Here is a 21437-nt window from a genome sequence, read left to right on the forward strand (position 1 = left end):
AGTGTTACTATAGGTTTTTAGTGAGTTTCTTAACGACCCTGTTTTCAGCTAAAAATTCTTTTAAAATAACTTTAATTGCTGTGTATGTTGGAATGGCAATAATCATTCCTACAATACCAAATAATAGGCCTGCAATTATAATTACTAAGAAGATTTCTAACGGATGCGATTTTACACTTTTCGAAAAAATTAGTGGCTGACTAAAAAAGTTATCTATTAATTGCCCTATGGTTACTACAATTAATACATATATAGTTTCAGGTAAAATAACTTCGCTAAAACTTTGTCCTAAATTACTTGTCATAGTTAACAGAATCATAATCGCGCCACCAATTAATGGACCTATATATGGAATTAAGTTAATTAAAGCACACAAAAAGGCTATAACTATGGCGTTTTGCACGTCAACAATCAATAAACCAATGGTGTATATTATAAACAAAATTGTAATTTGAAATACCAAACCAACAAAATACCTAGATAGTAAGTTTTTAATTTTTTCTAAAGAATGTTTTGAGCGTGCTATTTTATTTTCAGGGATAAGAACCATTAATCCGCTTTCAAACAACGAACTATCTTTTAAAAAGAAAAATGAAATAAAAAGCACAGAAAACAATCCCATGCTAAAGCTTCCAAAGCCACTAACTATGGCATTTAGAAATTCAGGTATTACGGCAAAGTCAATTTTTGATAATAAAGCAGAGTTGGCTAAAGGATCGTTTTCCGGAGTAAGTTGTTCCAGTTGAAAATGGGTAATAAATTCTGAATATATATATTGAATTTTTTCACGAAGTTGGTCTATATTAAGTAATGATAAATTTTGACCTTGTTCAACTATTAAAGGGATAAATAAACCAATGAGTCCAATTATAAAACCTAATAACAGAACCATGGTTATAATAACTGCTATTAAATTATTGAGTTTTAAACGCTTTTTCAGGAACTTTACAATTGGTCTTCCAGTTAAGGAAATAACAGCGGAAATACCGATATAAACTATAACCGATTGGATTTTGTATAAAAAGAATAATAGGATGCAAATACCCGCTAACGTAGCAATTGCTCTTAAAATTCCATTTGATATAACTTTTGAATTCATTTAGTAAAGATACATTTTGCTTTTAAATGTTTAACTCTTTATTTTTTAAAAACTGTTTTGTGGCTTCGTATAGCGCTATGGTTATAGCTTGAACGACATTCATACTGCTGTTTTGTCCAAACATATCAATATGAATAACGAAATCTGACATGTTTAAAACAGTCTCAGATACACCAAAGTTTTCGTCTCCAATAATCAATGCTATTTTTTGGTTTTTAGGAAATTGAAACTCATCAATTCTATTACTACTTTCAGTAATTTCCAAAGAAATAATCAGATAGTTTTCCGATTTCAATTGGTTTATAGTTTCTATTATAGACTCTCTTTCTTCAAATGGAACAACTTTTTCTGTTGCTCTAGAGGTTTTAGTCATTTTTCTTCCTGTAGGAATAGGAGAGCCACAAAACATTATTTTCTCTACACCAAATGCATCGGCTGTTCTAAATAAACTTCCAATATTTGGGGCATTATTAATATTGTCGCAAACCAGTGTAATAGAGAAAGTTTGCTTATTGAAATTTGTATTGTAGTGGCTTAGCTGTTTCACAAAAAATTAGTTTTCAAACACGTATTTTATAATATTGGCTCCCATTTTTAAGGCTTTTTCTCTAACTTCAGGTGAATCGTTATGGACAGCTTCGTCTTCCCAACCATTTCCTAAATCACTTTCGTAGGTGAAAAGTAAAACCAATCTATTTTCATGAAAAATTCCAAAAGCTTGAGGACGTTTTCCATCGTGCTCATGAATTTTAGGTAAACCCTTTGGAAAGGAATAAACTATATTGAAAATTGGATGGCTAGCAGGTAGTTCTATAAGTTCTTTATTTGGAAATACTTTTACTAGTTCTTTTAAAAGATAAGGTTCTAAGCCATAATTGTCGTCTATATGTAAAAAACCTCCTGAAATTAAGTAATTTCTTAAGTTTTCAGCATCTTCTTCACTAAAAAACACATTTCCATGCCCCGTCATGTGGACAAAAGGGTATTGAAAGATTTCAGTACTTCCAGTTTCTACCGTTTCTGGTTTTGAACTTATTTTGGTGTTTATATTGGAATTGCAATAGGCTATTAAATTGGGCAAGGAGGTAGGGTTTGCGTACCAATCTCCGCCGCCTTTATATTTTAAAACGGCTATTTCTTGTGAAAATGAAACTAGGCAATAAAAAAAGAAGATTACAAAGAAAAAAATTGTTCTTGTTACATTTTCTTTGCTATGATTAATCTTGCTATAATTCATTTTAAGATTCATTTGAAAAAGCTATGGAATGGCAAGCAACTATGGCAGCTGTTTCTGTTCGAAGTCGCGTGTTTCCTAATGTTACAGGAATAAAATTAGCATCAATTGCTTGCTTGATTTCTTTTGTGCTAAAATCGCCTTCAGGGCCAATTAAAACAGTGATGTCTTGGTTTGGTTTTATTTCTTTTTTTAAAGATTTTTTGTCTGTTTCTTCACAATGCGCAATAAATTTTTGTTCCGATTGGGGCTGACTTACAAATTCTTTAAATGAGACAGCTTTATTTAGTTTTGGCATGTAGCAAGAAAGCGACTGTTTCATGGCTGCTTGCAGTATTTTTTCGTAACGTTCGGGTTTAATTGTTTTTCTTTCGCTGTTGTCACATATTATAGGCGTAATGCTGTCTATACCAATTTCCGTAGCTTTTTCTAGAAACCATTCGTATCTATCGTTCATTTTTGTTGGAGCTACGGCTAAATGAACATGATAAGCCCTTTTTTCTTGTTTTTCTTTATTTATAACGACAGCCATACAATTTTTAATATCAGAAACAGATATTTCTGCTGTAAAAAGCAAACCATATCCATTGGTAATATGCATAATGTCGCCTACCGATTTTCTCAAAACTTTTACAATATGCTTGCTTTCTTCCTTTGGAAAAATTATTTGTGTCGTTTCTTCTGTTATATCGGGGTTATAAAATAACTGCATTATATTTTTGGTTCTACAATTTTTAGAACTTTAATTTCCTTAATTTCCTTTGGTTTGAACGTGTTTAGAACGATGTAATACAAACCATTTTTATCATTTTCTAAAGTGTATAATTCCTTTTCCATGTATAGATCTTCAGTTACGTCAACACTAAAAAACGAATAAACTTCTTCCTTACCAAACCAACCTGTATCCCCACCACGATTTGCATTATTTGCAACGGAATATTTTTTGGCTAGGAACTCAAATGGAGCACCTTTATCGTAAGCGTTTATAATTTGTTTTATAGTTCCTTGGATAGTAGCTGGATCTTCGTTTTTTCCATTAAGCAAAATGTAACTCATTCGATAATGGGGAACCATATTTTTCTCTATTATTTTATAGGAAGTTTTTTCAAAGCTGTTTTCGTTTGTTTTTTTACTTCCAATCGACATTTTAAAAAGGTCTTTAGCTAAAATCGTTTTATGTTTTTCTTCGTTAAAAGTAATGAGCTTATTGCCTTTTCGCTTATTTGTTTTTAGAAACTCTTCGGCAGAAGTTATATCAATTACGGAATCAATATTGGTGCTTTCTTCCTGAGCATTTGATATATAGCTAATTAGGCAAAGTAAAAGTAAAATTCTTTTCATTGGGGAGTATTTATATGTTTGATACAGCAAAAAAACAAAATTATTAGGTTGAAACTATAAAATCTGTTAGATAAATATAGGAATTATCACCTAGTTTTTATTTAAATAATTAGATTTTTAGTCTAGCAGAGGCTGTTATGCTTTGTTTTGAAAAATCGTTTTCAAGATATTTTAAATAACCAACTATAGCAATCATTGCAGCGTTGTCAGTAGTAAATTCAAATTTTGGTACGTAGGTAGTCCATCCAAATTTAGATTCTCCTTCTTTTAATGCCTTTCTGATTCCTGAATTTGCTGAAACTCCACCTCCAATAGCAATATGTTTTATTCCTGTTTGCTTAGAAGCCATTTTTAATTTATCTATTAAAATTCCGATAATTGTATATTGAATGGAAGCACAAATGTCGTTGATGTTCTCTTCAATAAAATTTGGATTAGCCTTAACTTCCTTTTGAATAAAATATAAAATCGCTGTTTTTAGTCCTGAAAAACTAAAATTTAATCCATCTACTTTTGGTTTTGTAAATTGGAAGGCTTTCGGGTTCCCTAATTGTGCTCGTCTGTCAATTTCTGGCCCAGCAGGATAGCCTAGACCAAGTATTTTCCCGCTTTTATCATAAGCTTCTCCAACCGCATCATCAATGGTTTCTCCTATAACTTCCATTTCAAAATAACTTGAAACTTTTACTATTTGAGTGTGTCCACCAGAAATAGTCATAGCAAGAAACGGAAAAGGAGGTTTATTAAAACCATCTTCATCAATAAAATGAGCTAAAATATGAGCTTGCATGTGGTTGACATCGATTAATGGTATGTTCAATCCCATGGCAAGCGATTTTGCAAAAGAGGTGCCAACCAGTAAGGAGCCCATTAAACCTGGCCCACGCGTAAATGCAATGGCCTGGAGTTGATCTTTCCTAATGTTGGCTTTTTTTATGGCCTGATCTACTACCGGAACTATGTTTTGTTGGTGCGCTCTAGAAGCCAATTCAGGTACTACGCCACCATATTCTTCGTGGATTTTTTGATTGGCAACAACATTACTTAAAATTTTGCCGTTGTAAATCACGGAAGCAGCAGTATCATCGCAGGATGATTCAATTCCTAGAATATAAATATTTTGTGATAACATTAGTTAGATTTAGGCACAATAATTGTTAATTTTGACTTCAAAGTTATAACATTAAAACGTATCAAAAAATTTTTAAAAATACTATCTAAATTGGTGGCAATAATTTTGCTGCTTTTCATCATTTTGGTGTTGTTGCTTTCCATTCCATCAGTACAAACTTATTTAGGAAAGAAAGTAACTACCAGATTAAATAATGATTTTGGTACAAATATAAATATAGGTAGGGTTGGTCTTCAACTTAATGGAGATGTTGAATTAAAGGAAATCCTAATTAGAGATTATAAGAAAGATACTCTTTTCGCTGCAAAAGAATTGAATACGTCTATTTTAAGCTTTAAAAACATTATAAATAATAAATTGGTTTTTGGCGATATTGGTTTAGATGGATTGGTGTTTAATTTAAAAACGTATAAAGGAGAAGTAGATACCAACCTTGATATTTTCGTGGCAAAGTTTGATGAAGACAACCCCTCGCACGAAAAAAGCAATTTCTTACTATCCTCTAGTGATGTTTCTATTTATAACGGAATTTTTAGATTAATTGATGAAAATAAAGAAACCCCAAAAATTCTAGAGTTCAGTAATATTCAAGCTAATACTACCAATTTAGTTATAAATGGTAGCGATGTGAGTACTCGTATTAATACCTTGGCTTTTAATGATAGTAGAGGACTGGAAGTCAGTAATTTAATAAGCAATTTCACTTATACACCAAGCAATATTTTATTGGAGAACTTAAGTATTAAAACAGCAAATTCATCATTAGAAGGAGAAGTGAAGTTTTTTTACGATAGAGAAGATTTAAAATATTTCACAGATAAGGTTTTAGTGGATGCTACTTTTACTAAAAGTGATGTGGCGTTAAATGAACTAAACATCTTTTACAATGAATTTGGGATTAATCAAAGAGCTAATTTTAGTGCTAAATTAAGTGGAACACTTAACGATTTAATGGTTAATGATTTAAAATTGTTTACAAGTTCAAGAAGCCAAATTATAGGAGATATAAAATTTAAAAACCTCTTTAATGCTGAAGTTGATAACTTTTATATGAAGGGCGATTTCGATCAGCTTAACTCTAATTACAGAGATTTAAAGGCTTTGTTGCCAAATGTTTTAGGGCAATCCATTCCAACAGCATTCGATAAACTTGGAAATTTGAATATTGTTGGAATATCTGAAATAACTACTTCTACTATCTCAGCAAACTTATTAATTAACACACAAATTGGACTTATTGACGCCAATTTGAATATGCTTAAGATTAACGACATCGATAATGCTTCGTACTCGGGGAAGGTTGTGCTTAAAGACTTTGATCTTGGGAAGTTTATAGATGATAAGACCCTTGGTAAAACATCGTTAAATCTTGATGTTGATGGCTCTGGTTTTACCAAAGAAAACGTAAACACAAAATTGAATGGTGATATATTTTCATTGGTTTACAATAAATATGCCTATGAAAACATTGATGTTTCTGGAAACTTAAGAAATAAGATTTTTAATGGAAAGCTTATTTCAAACGATAAAAATTTAAAATTAAAATTTGATGGATTAGCCGATTTTTCTAAATCCATTAATTCCTTCGATTTTGTGGCAGATGTTTCTTTTGCAAATTTAAATGCCTTGAATTTCGTTAAAAAAGATGATGTATCTATATTCAAAGGAATTGTAGATATGAAAATGAAAGGAACGACCATTGATGATGCGGTTGGAAGTATTCAGATAAACAAAACTTCTTATAAAAATCAAAATGACGAGTATTTCTTTGATGATTTTGAAATTACGTCATCTTTTCAAGATGGTGTAAGAGATATTAGTGTGAATTCCCCAGATATTATTGAAGGTGAGCTTAGTGGGGAGTTTGTTATTGCTGATATAGGAAAACTATTTGAAAATGCTATTGGAAGTATTTATACCAACTTCAAACCTCATAAAGTAAGAGAAAATCAGTATATCGATTTTAATTTCAAAATCTATAACAAGATAGTTGAAGTGTTTGTTCCAGATTTAATCCTTGGAAAAAACACCTATGTTCGTGGACGGGTTGAAAGCGATGAAAAGGAGTTTAAACTAACGTTTAAATCTCCTGAAATTAAGCTGTTCGATTATTTTGCAAACCAAATAGAACTTCAACTAGATAACAAAAACCCTGTATTTAATACTTATGTTGAAATAGACAGTATAAACACGAAATTCTATGATGTTTCAAAATTTAGCTTAATTAACGTGACCCTGAACGATACTTTATACGTTCGTACTGAATTTAAAGGAGGTAAGGACAATAGAGATCTTTATAACTTAAACTTTTATCATACTATAAACCCAAAAAACAAGTCGGTTGTAGGTTTAAAAGAGTCTGATGTAACTTTTAAAGGAAACAAATGGACAATTAATGAAAATCGAGATCATTTGCATAAAGTTGTATTCGATAACAAGTTCACTAATGTTAATATTGAGCAAATTATCATGAATCATAATCATGAAGAAATTAGGCTTTCTGGTGTTTTAAAGGATTCTACCTCAAAGAATATTAATCTTAATTTTAATGATGTCGACCTATCTAAAATAACTCCTGACGTTGATGGATTGAATATGTATGGGAATGTTAATGGAAGGTTAGAAATACTTCAGAAAAAGGGAGCTTATTTACCTAGTTCAGAAATTTCTATTGATAATTTAATAGTAAACGATCTGCTTTTAGGTTCGTTTGATGCAGCCATAACGGGTAACGAAGACTTAACCAACTACGCTGTAGACATTAGAATTAAAGATAAAAAAGCACAATCTTTTGCTGCCATTGGAAATATAAACTTTGTTAACGAAGTGTCTACTTTAGATATAGATTTGTTATTCAATAAGTTTAAGCTAGACTTTATAAATTCCTTTTTAGAAGGCATTTTAAGCGATATCCGGGGTGATGTAACAGGTGTTGCTAATGTCTCTGGAAATTTAAAAAAACCAAGTGTAAGTGGGAATTTAAAGCTGAATAATTCAGGGTTAAAAGTACCTTACCTTAATGTGAATTATGACTTTGCAGATAATACTCAGGTAAATTTAGTCAACCAGAGCTTTGTTTTTAATTCATTACAATTAACCGATACTAAATTCGATACTAAAGGTGTATTGAATGGATCTATAAGTCATACTAATTTTTCTGAATGGGAATTGGATTTGGGTGTAACAACTCAAAACTTAGTCGTTCTTGATACACATGCCGATGACGATGATGAAGCTTTATATTATGGAACAGCTTTTATTGGTGGCTCAGCAAAAATTAAAGGTCCAGCAGATCAATTAACAATAAGTGTAATTGCCGAAACAAAACCAAAAACCTCTTTCGTTATTCCATTAAGTGATATGGAGTCATTTGGAGACAACTCTTATATTCATTTTTTAACACCTGAAGAAAAGGAAGCCAAACTTAAAGGAGAAGACTTAGTAACCAAAGAAGTTTCTGGTCTGGAATTAGATTTTGATTTAGATATTACCCAAGATGCAGAAATAGAAATTGTAATTGATAAAGATTCTGGAAGTACCATAAAAGGGAAAGGAGAAGGTGGTTTATTAATAGAAATAAATACCAATGGTAAGTTTAGAATGTTTGGGGATTTTATAGTATTTGATGGTATATACAACTTTAAATATGGTGGAATTATAGAAAAGAAATTTATTGTTCAAGAAGGAAGTTTGGGCTGGGATGGTGATCCAATGAGTGCTAGAATTGATATAAAAGCTCTTTATGCTACGCAGGCAAACCCATCACCATTATTGGATAATCCTATAAATAGAAGTATTCCTGTGTATGTTGAAACCAGCCTAACTGGACAATTGGAAAAACCAGATATTGATTTCGGTTTTAGCTTTCCAAATTTAAATTCAACGGTAAAATCTGAAATTCAATATAGATTAAGTTCCAAACAAGATAGAGACAATCAAGCTATTTATTTGCTGGCTACGGGTGCATTTTCTAATAGGTTAAACGAAGTTAATTTTACGGGAACCATTGCAGAACGATTAAACGGAATTATTAATGGTTTGTTTACTAGCGGAAATAATAAATTAAATGTAGGCTTAAATTACGAGGCAGGTGAAAATACTCCAGAGTATCATACCGACGATCGTTTAGGCGTTACCCTTCAAACAAACATTTCCGAACGCGTTATTATTAATGGTAAGGTTGGGGTTCCTGTTGGTGGCGTTAGTGAAACCGTTGTTGCAGGAGACGTTCAGATTGATTTTCTTTTAAATGAAGAAGGTACTCTAACCGCCAAAGTGTTTAATAGAGAAAATAGTATCCGTAATTTTGGTGAAGAAATTGGTTATACTCAAGGTGTCGGAATTGCCTATAATGTCGATTTTGATACGTTTAAAGAACTTCTTAATAAGATTTTTAAAGGAAAAGTAAAAACGGTGAAGCAAACCTCAAAAGAAACTTCTGATAAAGAAGAGAATGCATTACCTTCTTATGTTGGTTTTAAAAAGGAAGATTAAAATTAGCTAATAAAAATCATGGTAATCCAAAATAATCACTTTCCTACAGGATTCCTCTTAAATTTAATATAAAACCCTGCTTTTATTGGGTTTTCTTTATTAAATTTACTACAATTAACAGTTAATAAATGAGTGATAAAATTACCAAAATAGGTGTTTTGACTTCTGGTGGAGATGCGCCAGGAATGAATGCTGCAATTCGTTCTGTAGTTAGAACGTGTGCTTACCATAATATTGAGTGTGTTGGAATATATAGAGGTTTTGAAGGCTTGATGGAAGGAGATTTCAAGGATTTCACTGCTAGAAATGTCAACCATATCATTCATACAGGTGGAACTATTCTTAAATCAGCCCGATCTGACGAGTTTAAAACCAAGGAGGGAAGAAAAAAAGCATACAACCATTTGGTAAAAAAAGGCATTCAAGCCTTAGTTTTAATAGGAGGTGACGGTACTTTTACCGGTGGAATGGTATTTAATAAGGATTTTAACTTTCCTGTAATTGGAATTCCAGGAACTATAGATAACGATATTTACGGAACTAATTTTACAATTGGTTACGATACAGCTATAAATACAGTTGTAGAAGCCATTGATAAAATTCGAGATACAGCAAGTTCTCATAAACGTTTGTTTTTTGTTGAAGTTATGGGGCGAGATGTCGGACATATCGCATTAAATGCAGGAGTTGGAGCAGGAGCGGAAGAAATTTTAATCCCTGAGGAAGATTTAGGACTTGACAGATTAATTGAATCTTTAGTAAGAAGTAAAGCTTCAGGAAAATCATCTAGTATTGTAGTTGTTGCCGAAGGAGATAAAATAGGAAAAAATGTGTTCGAGCTTAAAGATTATGTGGATGAGCATATGCCAGAATATGATGTACGTGTTTCGGTGTTAGGGCACATGCAGCGTGGAGGCTCTCCAAGTTGTTTTGACCGTGTATTAGCAAGTAGAATGGGAGTGAAGGCAGTGGAATCATTGTTAGAAGGAAAATCTAATTATATGGTTGGAATTCTAAATAACAAAATGGAATTAACCTCCTTAGATAAGGCAGTGAAAGGTAAGACTGAGATTAATTTAGAACTTTTACGAGTGTCAGATATTATGACAACTTAATTGGTTTTAAAAAAACGGATTAATAAATTAGAGAAAGATTAATAATAAAGAAAATAACATATAAGAATGTCAAATTTAAGATTAGGAATTAACGGCTTCGGAAGAATAGGAAGACTTGTGTTTAGAGCAGCGTTAAAACAGGGAGTTGATGTCGTAGCTATAAACGATTTATTAGAGGTTGATCATTTAGCATATTTATTAAAATATGATTCGGTTCATGGAAAATTTGATGGAACCATAGATATAAAAGAAGGTCATTTGATTGTAAATGGAAAAACCATTAGAGTTTCTTCCGAAAGAGATCCTAGAAATTTAAAATGGAATGAAGTAAAAGCTGATGTTGTTGCCGATTGTACGGGGATTTTTAAAACTCTAAATACCGCTAATTACCATATTGAAGCTGGGGCTAAGAAAGTAGTAGTTTCTGCGCCAAGTAAAGATATTCCAATGTTTGTAATGGGAGTGAATCAGGACCAGTTAAATGCATCACATACCATTATTTCAAATGCTTCTTGTACAACCAATTGCTTAGCACCTATGGCTAAAATTGTAGAAGATAATTTTGGAATAGAAGAAGCATTAATGACTACTATTCATGCTACAACTGCATCGCAATTAACCGTTGATGGGCCTTCAGCAAAGGATTATAGAGCGGGTCGTAGTGCCTTGTTAAATATAATCCCAGCATCTACTGGAGCTGCATTAGCTGTTGGTAAAGTTCTTCCCAATTTAGCGGGTAAACTAACAGGAATGGCTTTTAGAGTTCCTACAGCCGATGTGTCTGTTGTTGATTTAACGGTTAGAACAAAAAAGGAAACTTCTTTAGAGGAAATTAATAAAGCCTTTAAAAAAGCATCGGAAAATGAGATGTTAGGTATTGTAGGTTACACTGAAGAAAAAGTAGTGTCACAAGATTTTGTAGGAGAGACAAACATTTGTGTATTTGATTCTGATGCCTCTATAGAATTAAATTCTAGATTTTTCAAATTAGTAGGATGGTATGACAATGAATATGCTTATTCTGTAAAATTAGTAGAGTTGGCAACTCTTATGAATTCAATTTAATATAACTAAATAATAAATTCCACATGCTAAATCTATTTAAATAGAGGCTTGGTGTGTGGAATTTTTATATTTTTATCACATGATATTAATAGCCGATAGCGGTTCTACAAAATGCGATTGGATTTCAGTTGATTCTCAGGGAAATCAGCTTGTTGAGAAAATAGAAACCAAAGGATTAAACCCAGCACTTTTAACGGAAACAGAACTCTTTGAAATTATTAATTCAAACCTTGAATTAATAAATGACAAAGAAAAAATTCTTCACATATTTTTTTATGGAGCTGGATGTGGAACTGAAAAACCTAGACTTTTATTAAAACAAGTGTTACAAAGCATCTTTAAAAATGCTACCATTGAAGTTAAGGAGGATACTTGGGCAGCGGTAAGGGCAGGATTAAGTTATAAAAATGAAGCAGCTGTAGTTTGTATTCTTGGTACGGGATCTAATTGTAGTTATTTTGATGGAGAACAGATACATCAGCGTGTAGCTTCTCTAGGTTTTACTATTATGGACGATGCATCTGGTAATTATTTCGGAAAGGAATTATTAAGAGATTACTATTTTAATCGTATGCCTGAGAATTTAAAAACCGCTTTTGCTCAAAAATATAATTTAGATGCTGATTATATTAAAAACAAGCTTTATAAGCAGGCTAATCCTAATGCTTACTTAGCTTCATTTGCCGAATTTTTATTTTCAAATAAAGATTCTGCCTATATAAAAAATCTTATTTTAAATGGTCTTCGAAAGTTTTCAGAAAACATGATTTTACAGTTTTCTGATGAAATAAAAACTGCTCCAGTACATTTTGTAGGATCTGTAGCTTATTTTTCAAAAGATGAAATTGTAGAAGTTGCAAAGGAATTTAACTTTAAAGTAGGAAACATAATTAGACGTCCTATAGATGGACTTGTAACATACCATATAAATCAATTAAATTAATGGAAATAGCAATTATTGCACATGATGGAAAAAAGGCAGAAATGGTTCAGTTTTTAAATGAACACAAGGAGATTCTCCTTCAAAGGAATATTTCATTAGTTTCCACCGGCACTACAGGAAAAAAAGTTAAAAAAGCAGGCTTTGAAGTATTGAGGTTGCTGTCAGGACCTATGGGTGGCGATGCACAAATTGCAGCAAGAGTAGCAGAAGGAAAGTGTGATATGGTCTTGTTCTTCAGAGATCCACTAGAAAAACACCCACATGAACCCGATGTACTTATGCTTATGCGCTTATGTGATGTTCACGATGTGCCTTTAGCTACCAATCCTGCAACAGCTGATTTATTGATGAAAGGTTTGTTGTAATTATTCAGTATAAACTTTATTTTCTTGTTCAGCCACACGAATAAATGTGGTTCTTTTTGTTAATTCTTTTAAATGTTGTGCACCTACATAAGTACAGGTGCTTCGTATACCACCAAGAATATCATAAACCGTTGCGTCAACGTCACCTTTGTAAAGCACTTCAACTGTTTTTCCTTCGCTAGATCTATATTCAGCAACGCCACCAACATATTTATCCATAGCAGTGGTTGAGCTCATTCCGTAAAATTGCTTATATGATTTTCCATTGCGTTCAATAGTTTTACCACCACTTTCTGTATGTCCAGCAAACATGCCACCAAGCATAACAAAATCGGCTCCAGCTCCAAATGCTTTTGCAACATCTCCAGGAGTTGAACAGCCTCCGTCACTTATAATTTGTCCACCCAATCCATGTGCCGCATCTGCACATTCAATAATAGCCGATAATTGAGGATAACCTACGCCCGTTTTAACTCGTGTTGTGCAAACAGAACCAGGTCCAATACCTACTTTAACAATATCTGCACCTGCTAAAATTAGTTCTTCAACCATTTCTCCCGTAACCACATTTCCCGCAATTATGGTTTTAGTTGGATACTGCTCTCGTGTGCGTTTTACAAAATCCACAAAATGTTCAGAATAACCATTGGCCACATCGATGCATATAAATTTTAATTCAGGATGTAACTTAAAAATAGTGGCAAGTTTTTTTAGATCTTCTTTTCCTGTGCCTGTACTTACTGCAATATAATCAGAAATGTTTTTAGGCGCATTTTTTAAAAAGTTTTCCCAATCTTGAAGAGAGTAATGTTTGTGTATAGCCGTGAATAATTTGTTTTTTGTCAAAGCCAAGGCCATTTCAAAAGTGCCAACGGTATCCATATTTGCAGCCATAATAGGAATTCCACTCCATGTAGCTTGACTGTTTAGAAAGTTGAAACTTCGCTCTAAACTAACTTGCGACCGACTTTTTAAAGTAGAACGTTTTGGTCTAATCATCACATCCTTAAAGCCTAGTTTTATGTCGTGTTCTATTCGCATTTTTGAAATTTTTTGGGTTACTATCAAAAATACAAGTTCTTTTATTCATTTTAAAGCCAATTGTATTATTAAGTTTTCTTCTTATTAACAATTATTAATGAAAAACACAAAGATTAATTTACTCACATTTTGTCATTAGATAATAGAAAGATTAACTTCGTGAACTAATAGTTTTATTAAGTTTAAAGGACAAATATTTATAAATACATGTTTTAATGAAAGCCTTAGATAGATATTTGCAAAATGTTCGTATTAACAAAGCGAAAAAGTTTATTAGAAAGAACGATGCTGTTTTGGATATTGGCAGTGTGGATGGTGTGATGTTTGAAAAGTGGAAAAATGAAATTTCATATAGTTATGGAATTGATCCAATTTTGAATAAGGAAATTAAGACAAATTCATATACACTTTTGCCTGGAAAGTTTCCTGAAGATGTTCCGAAAAACTTAAGCTTTGATGCTATTACTATGCTAGCTGTTTTAGAGCACATTCCAAAAGATGTTCAGGATAGCATGTCGCAAGAAATTTATAGCTTATTAAAACATAAAGGGAGAGTTATTATAACTGTCCCTTCACCACAAGTAGATTTTATTTTAGAAATTCTATTAAAATTAAAGCTAATAGATGGTATGAGTTTGGAAGAACACTATGGTTTTAAACCTAGTGATACTGAAACTATATTTTCAAAAGGTTTTAAGCTAATTAAAAAGAAGAAATTTCAATTAGGACTCAATAACTTGTATGTGTTTGAAAAATTAGATTAAGCTTATTTCGCGGCCATCATACTAATTTCAACATTTACAAATTTCGGTAAATTGGCAACTTGAACTGTTTCACGGGCTGGTGCAGTTTCTTCATTAAAATAGGTGCCATACACTTCATTTATTTTCGAAAAATCATTCATGTCGCTAACAAAAATGGTTGCTTTAAAGACGTTTTCAAAAGTCATGTCTGCAGCTTTTAAAACAGCTTTTAAATTTTCCATTACCTGTCTAGTTTCCGTTTTAATATCGTCCAAAACCAAGTCCATAGTTTCTGGATTCAAAGCTATTTGACCTGAAGTGTATAAAATACCATTAACTAAAACAGCTTGATTGTATGGTCCAATTGGAGCTGGAGCTAGGGGAGTGTTGATGATTTTTTTCATAATTAATAATTTTACATTCTATTAATGAAATATTTTCATTAACAATAATTAAAGTAGTTTATCAGGTTGTCTTCGTTTATCGTATTTAATATCTTTAAGAAGATTAGATTTAATACCAATAAAGAAGTTCCAAGAACTTCTGTCGCTAAATGGTATCCAGTTTAAACTCATTCTCCAGCTCAGTAAGTCTCTTTCAAATCTTAAAGAAGTATAGGTGAAACCTTTATTTTTGAAATCGTAACCTGAAGAAGCTCCAACTTTCCAACGTGGGGACAATTCCACATCTCCAGAAAACATTAATGAATGAGAGGATATTTCATCTTCACGTCTTACGTTTGTATAGTTAACGGCATAGGCAAAGCGAATACTCCATGGGATTAAACTTGTGTATAAATCGCTTGGTGTTTTTTCCTCTTCGTCGTCATCTTCATAAAAACTTTGATCCGCAAAATCTTGAGAACGTCCAAATAAATCATCAGCTCGGCCACCACTTCTTAGGTTTTCATTAGTGCTTTGTTTGGTTTCGCCACCAGTAAAAGTAGTATTAGAAATGGTGTAATTCATGGTAATGTTAGCACTTGTTAGTCTAAAAAGGCTTCCTCCATTATCAACATTCCACATGTCAACTAAGTTGTTGTTATTGTCTAATGCGTAAGGGTTTAAAGAAGCTCCAAAGTTAACAGACATTTTATTTTTTAATAACTGAGTACTACCAGAAATTGTAACATTACTCCAGTTTAATGAGTCGGCTGCAATGTCGTAACCTGTACTAATGTTTAGGTTGTCCAAAAGTTTTATTTTTCTTGGTTCGGTTGCAGTAGAATCTTTATCGCGAACTTTCATTTCTAAATTGTTTCCTAAAGAAAAACCAACAGTATTTGAGTAACGGTTATTAGGAGAGCCATAAACAGATTTTTCAAACCTAGAGTATTCTACTTCCTCTCTAGTTAAACCATCTGCACTAACTACTTCGTAAGTATCGTAATACTTATTAAAAGATGGATTTATGCTATAGCTTATTGAAGGTCTAACAACATGCCTAAGCGCTTTAATTTTTTTGTCCTCACCTTCTTTTTCAAAATTAAACATTCCGTATAAAGTGGTTCCTAAACTAGTATTGAAATCGTATGTTCTATAGGAAGCAAACCCGTTATTTTCATTGGTTATTACTTGATTTATAGTTTCGTCGTAATATTTATCCACGGTTTTAAAAGTCCAAGTCTCCTTGAAATTAGTTGTAGCACTCAAGCTTAAATATTTAAACACTTTGAAATTGGTTGTAAGTGGAATACTATGACTTACTCCGTTTTGGGCTTGATCCCACATTTCTTTTTTAAAGAATAAAGAATCGGTAGTTTGAATTCTGTTTTCAGCTCTTACACTGTATTGAAAGTTGATATTTTGAATGGCACCTTTTTTAGAACCTGTTTTTGGCTCGAAAGGATAAATTCTGCTAACACTTGCTTGTAATGTTGGCAAGGTCATGTTAATTTGTTCAGTATTGGTGTTTTGTGAATGAGTTGCTGCTACACTCATATTTACCTGTGGTTCTCCTTGAAAGGTTTTTGAGTAAGAAACAGACGATGCCATGGTGTTATTCAAAAAACTTGGGGCGTTTACCTGATTTATAGACTCTTGATAATACTTACTACTTCCTAAGTTAACAGATGCAGAAAATCTAGAATTTGGACTTGATTTCGTGTCTTGGCTATGAGACCATCGTATATTATAAATGGTGGATTTGGAATAATCGGGAAATCCACGTTCACTGCTAATAAGGTTTTCATACCTAAACCCTAAATTACCACCAAATTTATAACGTAGGGCATAATCGCTTTCAAAACGTAAACCATAACTTCCATTGGTATAATAATCTCCTAAAACAGCTAAATCAATATAATCGCTAATTGCAAAATAATAACCACCGTTTTGTAAAAAATAACCCCGACTGCTTTGTTCACCAAAACTAGGAATTAAAACTCCAGAAGTTTGTTTCTTGGTTAAAGGGAAAAAACCAAATGGTAAACCAATTGGAGTTGGAACATCTGCAATTACCATATTAGTTAGTCCAACAACAATCTTTTTTCCTGGTACTAACTTAATTTTATTAGCTTGAAAGTAATATTCAGGATTCTCTATGTCTTTAGAAGTTGTAAACCGACCTTTGTATAAAAAGATAACGGAATCGTTTTCTTTTTTTGTGATTGGCGCGTAAATTTGCATGCCTTGCTGTTCGGTTTTCGAATTAAAAATTAAGGCTTTTTCAGTTTTATAGTTAAATCTAATAGAGTCTGGTTCTACCAAATTGTCTCCTTGTTTAAATGATGGACGCTGTGTATAAACTCCAGCCGTATCTTTTATTCGTCCAGCATAAACTTCATTTTTATTATAATCTATTACTATAACTCCGGCTTTTAACTCCATATCATCAAAAAACACTTCGGCTTCATTATATAAATAAAGTTTTTGTTCTTTAATGTTAAATGAGGTGTAGTCTTTAGCTTTATACGTAACAGTAGACGTTAATAGTTCTGGTTTAGGCTTAATGGAATCTTGTATGGTAGAGTCTTGTTCAACTTTGGCAACCTCTAATTTTTGTAGAGCATCAACACCAACGGTAATCGTGTCCTCGACTTTATTAGGAGAAACTATTCTTCCAGTTTTTGGAATGTCTTGAGCGAAGCCAAAAGTGTTTATAAACACTGTAAAACTTAAGGCAAAAAGTATGTAAAAGTTGTTTGTATGCAACGCTTTTAAATGTATTTTTGTAAAAGTATGGCTCGGTTTTTGAATTGCCAAAATTACATATATTTTTTGTGATTAATTTAATAAACAGAAAAATTCGAAAATTAAATTATACTGAATTTTTTAGAGTAATAAATCTGCTCTAAAGTTGTTGTTAGATATATGAATCAACTTCATTAATTTTTCCGTACAAAGGAAAGGATTAAAATGGTTGTTATGTGTAACAAATAAAAAACAATATACATTTACATGAAAACGAAATCAATTATATTTTTCTTATTTACTTTATGTGTTTTATTACATATAAGCAGCAACACGTTGTATGCACAAGGTGGTTCTGATAAATTTATTGTGGTTTTAGATCCAGGTCATGGAGGGAAGGATCCAGGAAAACCTTCTAAAGATGGATATAAGGAAAAAGATATTGCCTTGAAAATTGCTTTAGAGGTAGGAAAAGAGTTGGAGAAAAATCCTGATATTAAAGTAGTCTATACAAGAAAAACAGACATTTTTGTAGATTTATTTAAAAGAGGTAAAATTGCTAATGAAGCTAAAGCCGATTTATTTGTTTCTATACATTGTAATGCGCATCATACGCAAGCATATGGATCGGAAACTTATGTGCTTGGGATCAATAGAAACGACACTAATTTTAATGTAGCAAAAGCGGAAAACGAAGTTATTTATTTAGAGGATAACTACGAGAAAAACTACGAAGGCTTTGATCCAAATTCACCAGGTTCTTTTATAGGCTTAACTCTTATGCAAGAAGAGTATTTAGATCAAAGTATTCTGTTAGCTAGTTTAATTCAAGACAATTTTACAAATATTCTAAAGCGTAAAAACAGAGGGGTTAAGCAAGCAGGTTTTATAGTATTACATCAAACTATTATGCCAAGTGTTTTAGTTGAAACAGGGTTTATTACTAATAAAGAAGAAGGTCCTTATTTAAACTCTAGTAAAGGGCAAAAAGAAATGTCTACCGCTATAAAGAAGGCTATTTTAGATTATAAAAATACTATTTATCAAAACATAGATAATTTTGTGTACCAAGATAAACAAGAAACAAAGTTAGTAGCCTTAGAGAATCCTGAGCCAGCAGAAATTTATAAAAACATCGTGTTTAAAGTTCAGATTGCAGCTAGTTCTCGGGAAATTGATCTTAAGCCATTTAATTTTAAAGGTTTAGAAGGTGTTACACGAGAAAAATTGAAAGGGCTTTATAAATATTATTATGGTTACACTTCTAATTACACTGAAATAAAAGATTTCCAAAAATATGCGAAATCAAGAGGTTATACTTCAAGTTTTATTGTAGCATTTAAAGAAGGTAAAATTATTCCATTGGCAGAAGCGTTAAAATCTCCTGTAAATTAGAGTCATTCTTTATAAATTTATTTCTAATTTTGTTAGGTAACTAAATACATATAATTTGAAACTATCAAGAGAAGTTAAAACAGCTATCTTAGTAATATCTGGGATTTTATTCCTCATTTTTGGATTTAATTATTTAAAGGGTAAAAATCTACTAGATTCTTCTGATACATTTTACACCGAGTTTGATTATAACGCTTTAACAACAGCTTCTCCCGTTACAATTAAAGGGAACAGTGTTGGAAAAATAAATAAAATTACCTACGTTACAGAAACGGGTAAAACTCTAGTTTCATTTACTGTAGACAAGGAATTAAAGTTTTCAAAAAACAGTAAAATGAGGCTCTATCCAATGGGGCTTTTAGATGGTAATGGACTTGCTATCATACCTGCCACGGATAATGAATTTGCTAAAAGTGGTGACAAATTGGAGTCTGAAGTAGAACCAGGACTGATTAAAGACTTAACTGATAATTTCTCTGGTTTAAGTGACGGCTTAGATGGTACCTTAAAATCTGCCGATACCTTATTAGTAAACCTTAATAATTTAGTTCAAGACGATTCTAATGCTGGTTTAAAGCACGCCATAAAAGAATTAAACTTAACTTTATCTTCATTTAAAAACTTATCAGGTTCTTTTAATAATTTAATAGCCAAAAACCAAGATAGCTTAACTCAAGTTATTAGTAATTTTAATGCAGTTAGTAAAAACCTCGCTGTACTTTCAGAAGATTTGAAAGATGTTGAATTTTCAAAAACTGTTGCAAACTTAGATAATACCTTGCAAAATGTAAATTCACTATTAGAAGGATTAGACAAGGGTGAAGGGTCTATGGGAAAATTACTTAAAGACGAAAAATTGTATCATAATCTTGAAGTGGCTTCAGGACAACTAAGCGAATTGCTACAAGATTTTAAATTGAACCCAAAACGTTATATTCATGTATCCGTTTTTGGCGGAAAAAATAAAAATAGTTACGAAAAACCAGTAGACGAAAGAGAATAATTAAACCAACCAATCAATGAATTATCTTCCAAATATTTTATTTGCTTTAGTACTTATAGCAGGTCTGGGTTATTTTGCCAGAAATGTAAAAAAACTTATTAGAAATATCAAGCTAGGGCAAGATGTAGATGTAAGCGATAATAAATCGCAACGCTGGAAAAATATGGCCATGATAGCTTTAGGACAAAGTAAAATGGTTAAAAGACCAATAGCTGGTTTTTTACACGTTGTAGTGTATGTTGGATTTGTTATCATCAATATCGAATTATTAGAAATTATCATAGACGGTTTAACCGGATCTTGGAGAGTTTTCTCATATTTCGATAAACTATACGGGGTTTTAATTGGTAGTTTCGAGGTTCTAGCGCTTTTAGTATTCATTTCAGTAACTATTTTTTGGATAAGAAGAAACGTTATAAAAGTTCAACGTTTTTGGAAAAGCGAAATGACAAGCTGGCCAAAAAACGATGCCAATTACATTTTGTATTTCGAAATGGTACTTATGGCTCTTTTCTTAGTAATGAATGCCACGGATATTCATTTTCAATTAATGAATTCAGGAAATATTGTTAGTCAATTTATTGCTCCTTGGTTTAGTGGCTTACCAGACACAACACTACATATTATTGAACGTGCAGCTTGGTGGTTACATATAGTAGGTATTTTAGTTTTCTTAAACTATTTGTATTACTCTAAGCATTTACATATTCTTTTAGCATTTCCTAACACATATTATGGTAAAGTAAAACCTAAAGGGCAATTAAGTAATCTAGAATCTGTTACCAAAGAAGTTAAAATGATGATGGATCCAAACGTCGATCCGTTTGCAGCACCAGCAGAGGGGGCCGAGGCTGAAATGCCAGCAAAATTTGGAGCTAGTGATGTTCAAGATTTAAGTTGGGTGCAATTATTAAACGCCTATACTTGTACCGAGTGTGGACGTTGTACGAGTGAGTGTCCAGCCAATTTAACTGGAAAAAAACTATCTCCTAGAAAAATCATGATGGATACTAGAGATAGATTAGAAGAAGTAGGTAAAAATATTGATGCTAATAATGGTGAATTTAAGGATGATGGCAAGCAACTTTTAGGAGATTATATAACCCCTGAAGAGCTATGGGCATGTACCACATGTAATGCTTGTGTTGAAGCTTGCCCAGTAAGTATTGATCCACTGTCCATTATTATTGAAATGAGACGTTATCTAGTTATGGAGCAAAGTGCAGCCCCAATGGAACTAAATAATATGATGACAAATATTGAAAATAATGGAGCGCCTTGGCCATACAATCAAATGGATAGATTGAATTGGAAAGATGAAAAATAAAAGTATAAT

The 21437-nt window shown here is 32.2% G+C and carries 18 protein-coding genes; 9 read left to right on the top strand and 9 right to left on the bottom strand.

The window, feature by feature from the left end:
- Positions 1-7: 7 nt before the first annotated feature.
- From VKY41_RS06325 to tsaD, 6 genes are all read right to left on the bottom strand, one after another.
- Positions 8-1099: an AI-2E family transporter gene (locus tag VKY41_RS06325; RefSeq protein ID WP_500813593.1), complete on the bottom strand. Its 1092-nt coding sequence runs from the start codon at positions 1097-1099 to the stop codon at positions 8-10.
- Positions 1100-1121: 22 nt separating this feature from the next.
- Positions 1122-1646, bottom strand: a complete 525-nt coding sequence (locus VKY41_RS06330) for a TrmH family RNA methyltransferase (RefSeq protein WP_500813594.1) — start codon at positions 1644-1646, stop codon at positions 1122-1124.
- 6 nt (positions 1647-1652) lie between these two features.
- Positions 1653-2336, bottom strand: a complete 684-nt coding sequence (locus tag VKY41_RS06335) for a DUF4159 domain-containing protein (RefSeq protein ID WP_500813595.1) — start codon at positions 2334-2336, stop codon at positions 1653-1655.
- A 1-nt stretch (position 2337) separates the two neighbouring features.
- A complete protein-coding gene (locus tag VKY41_RS06340; RefSeq protein WP_500813596.1) occupies positions 2338-3045 on the bottom strand; it encodes a 16S rRNA (uracil(1498)-N(3))-methyltransferase in 708 nt (235 codons plus the stop codon).
- Positions 3045-3674, bottom strand: coding sequence for a peptidylprolyl isomerase (locus tag VKY41_RS06345; protein ID WP_500813597.1), 630 nt, complete (start codon positions 3672-3674; stop codon positions 3045-3047). The genes VKY41_RS06340 and VKY41_RS06345 overlap by 1 nt, the downstream gene beginning before the upstream one ends.
- A 109-nt stretch (positions 3675-3783) precedes the next feature.
- Positions 3784-4806 (bottom strand): tRNA (adenosine(37)-N6)-threonylcarbamoyltransferase complex transferase subunit TsaD, encoded by a 1023-nt coding sequence (tsaD, locus tag VKY41_RS06350; protein ID WP_500813598.1) that lies wholly within the window; start codon positions 4804-4806, stop codon positions 3784-3786.
- A 93-nt stretch (positions 4807-4899) separates the two neighbouring features.
- Here tsaD and VKY41_RS06355 point away from each other — a divergent pair, with 93 nt between their 5' ends.
- From VKY41_RS06355 to VKY41_RS06375, 5 genes are all read left to right on the top strand, one after another.
- The gene (locus tag VKY41_RS06355; protein WP_500813599.1) at positions 4900-9300 is read left to right on the top strand and encodes a translocation/assembly module TamB domain-containing protein; all 4401 of its coding nucleotides are present in this window, start codon (positions 4900-4902) and stop codon (positions 9298-9300) included.
- 128 nt (positions 9301-9428) lie between these two features.
- Positions 9429-10415: a 6-phosphofructokinase gene (pfkA, locus tag VKY41_RS06360; RefSeq protein ID WP_500813600.1), complete on the top strand. Its 987-nt coding sequence runs from the start codon at positions 9429-9431 to the stop codon at positions 10413-10415.
- Between the two features lie 66 nt (positions 10416-10481).
- Positions 10482-11480 (top strand): type I glyceraldehyde-3-phosphate dehydrogenase, encoded by a 999-nt coding sequence (gap, locus tag VKY41_RS06365; RefSeq protein ID WP_500813601.1) that lies wholly within the window; start codon positions 10482-10484, stop codon positions 11478-11480.
- A 79-nt stretch (positions 11481-11559) separates the two neighbouring features.
- Positions 11560-12423 (top strand): N-acetylglucosamine kinase, encoded by an 864-nt coding sequence (locus tag VKY41_RS06370; RefSeq protein WP_500813602.1) that lies wholly within the window; start codon positions 11560-11562, stop codon positions 12421-12423.
- A complete protein-coding gene (locus tag VKY41_RS06375) occupies positions 12423-12788 on the top strand; it encodes a methylglyoxal synthase (protein ID WP_500813603.1) in 366 nt (121 codons plus the stop codon). Before VKY41_RS06370 ends, VKY41_RS06375 begins: the two co-directional genes overlap by 1 nt.
- Here VKY41_RS06375 and VKY41_RS06380 read toward each other — a convergent pair whose 3' ends face one another.
- The gene (locus tag VKY41_RS06380) at positions 12789-13829 is read right to left on the bottom strand and encodes a GMP reductase (RefSeq protein WP_500813604.1); all 1041 of its coding nucleotides are present in this window, start codon (positions 13827-13829) and stop codon (positions 12789-12791) included. It lies immediately after the preceding gene.
- Between the two features lie 215 nt (positions 13830-14044).
- Between VKY41_RS06380 and VKY41_RS06385 the strand changes: the two genes are divergently transcribed.
- The gene (locus tag VKY41_RS06385; RefSeq protein ID WP_500813605.1) at positions 14045-14593 is read left to right on the top strand and encodes a class I SAM-dependent methyltransferase; all 549 of its coding nucleotides are present in this window, start codon (positions 14045-14047) and stop codon (positions 14591-14593) included.
- Between the two features lie 2 nt (positions 14594-14595).
- Here VKY41_RS06385 and VKY41_RS06390 read toward each other — a convergent pair whose 3' ends face one another.
- Together VKY41_RS06390 and VKY41_RS06395 are read right to left on the bottom strand one after the other, a co-directional pair.
- Positions 14596-14976 carry a RidA family protein gene (locus VKY41_RS06390; RefSeq protein ID WP_500813606.1) on the bottom strand — a complete coding sequence of 127 codons (381 nt, stop codon included), beginning with the start codon at positions 14974-14976 and terminating at the stop codon, positions 14596-14598.
- A gap of 48 nt (positions 14977-15024) precedes the next feature.
- Positions 15025-17775, bottom strand: a complete 2751-nt coding sequence (locus tag VKY41_RS06395; RefSeq protein ID WP_500813607.1) for a putative LPS assembly protein LptD — start codon at positions 17773-17775, stop codon at positions 15025-15027.
- Between the two features lie 195 nt (positions 17776-17970).
- Here VKY41_RS06395 and VKY41_RS06400 point away from each other — a divergent pair, with 195 nt between their 5' ends.
- Genes VKY41_RS06400 through VKY41_RS06410 form a run of 3 tightly spaced genes read left to right on the top strand, consistent with a single transcriptional unit; the run spans position 17971 to position 21428 of the window.
- Positions 17971-19098 carry an N-acetylmuramoyl-L-alanine amidase family protein gene (locus VKY41_RS06400; protein WP_500813608.1) on the top strand — a complete coding sequence of 376 codons (1128 nt, stop codon included), beginning with the start codon at positions 17971-17973 and terminating at the stop codon, positions 19096-19098.
- Between the two features lie 55 nt (positions 19099-19153).
- Positions 19154-20101, top strand: coding sequence for an MlaD family protein (locus VKY41_RS06405; protein WP_500813609.1), 948 nt, complete (start codon positions 19154-19156; stop codon positions 20099-20101).
- Positions 20102-20117: 16 nt separating this feature from the next.
- Positions 20118-21428, top strand: a complete 1311-nt coding sequence (locus tag VKY41_RS06410; protein WP_500813610.1) for a 4Fe-4S dicluster domain-containing protein — start codon at positions 20118-20120, stop codon at positions 21426-21428.
- Positions 21429-21437: the final 9 nt, after the last annotated feature.

Source organism: Xanthomarina sp., assembly GCF_035306605.1.
In the GTDB taxonomy this organism is placed as follows: domain Bacteria; phylum Bacteroidota; class Bacteroidia; order Flavobacteriales; family Flavobacteriaceae; genus Xanthomarina.

Coding starts and splice junctions, on each gene's coding strand:
- VKY41_RS06325 (WP_500813593.1), bottom strand. CDS start 1,099: ATGAATTCAAAAGTTATATCAAATGGAATTTTAAGAGCAATTGCTACG.
- VKY41_RS06335 (WP_500813595.1), bottom strand. CDS start 2,336: ATGAATTATAGCAAGATTAATCATAGCAAAGAAAATGTAACAAGAACA.
- VKY41_RS06340 (WP_500813596.1), bottom strand. CDS start 3,045: ATGCAGTTATTTTATAACCCCGATATAACAGAAGAAACGACACAAATA.
- VKY41_RS06345 (WP_500813597.1), bottom strand. CDS start 3,674: ATGAAAAGAATTTTACTTTTACTTTGCCTAATTAGCTATATATCAAAT.
- tsaD (WP_500813598.1), bottom strand. CDS start 4,806: ATGTTATCACAAAATATTTATATTCTAGGAATTGAATCATCCTGCGAT.
- pfkA (WP_500813600.1), top strand. CDS start 9,429: ATGAGTGATAAAATTACCAAAATAGGTGTTTTGACTTCTGGTGGAGAT.
- gap (WP_500813601.1), top strand. CDS start 10,482: ATGTCAAATTTAAGATTAGGAATTAACGGCTTCGGAAGAATAGGAAGA.
- VKY41_RS06370 (WP_500813602.1), top strand. CDS start 11,560: ATGATATTAATAGCCGATAGCGGTTCTACAAAATGCGATTGGATTTCA.
- VKY41_RS06375 (WP_500813603.1), top strand. CDS start 12,423: ATGGAAATAGCAATTATTGCACATGATGGAAAAAAGGCAGAAATGGTT.
- VKY41_RS06380 (WP_500813604.1), bottom strand. CDS start 13,829: ATGCGAATAGAACACGACATAAAACTAGGCTTTAAGGATGTGATGATT.
- VKY41_RS06385 (WP_500813605.1), top strand. CDS start 14,045: ATGAAAGCCTTAGATAGATATTTGCAAAATGTTCGTATTAACAAAGCG.
- VKY41_RS06390 (WP_500813606.1), bottom strand. CDS start 14,976: ATGAAAAAAATCATCAACACTCCCCTAGCTCCAGCTCCAATTGGACCA.
- VKY41_RS06400 (WP_500813608.1), top strand. CDS start 17,971: ATGAAAACGAAATCAATTATATTTTTCTTATTTACTTTATGTGTTTTA.
- VKY41_RS06410 (WP_500813610.1), top strand. CDS start 20,118: ATGAATTATCTTCCAAATATTTTATTTGCTTTAGTACTTATAGCAGGT.